The 259-nt window shown below is 55.6% G+C and carries 1 rRNA gene; it reads right to left on the bottom strand.

The features are described from left to right. Positions 1–259 (bottom strand): 23S ribosomal RNA (locus M3610_RS27755); the annotation flags it as partial.

Raw genomic sequence — 259 nt, 5'->3', positions numbered from 1 at the left:
GTTGAGACAGTGCCCAGATCGTTACGCCTTTCGTGCGGGTCGGAACTTACCCGACAAGGAATTTCGCTACCTTAGGACCGTTATAGTTACGGCCGCCGTTTACTGGGGCTTCGATTCAGAGCTTCGCTTAGCAGCTAACCCCTCCTCTTAACCTTCCAGCACCGGGCAGGCGTCAGCCCCTATACTTCGCCTTGCGGCTTCGCAGAGACCTGTGTTTTTGCTAAACAGTCGCCTGGGCCTATTCACTGCGGCTCTTCGA

This window comes from Neobacillus sp. MER 74 (assembly GCF_023714155.1).
Note: the sequence above shows the minus strand (reverse complement) of the source record. Positions and strands in the feature narration are given on the sequence as shown.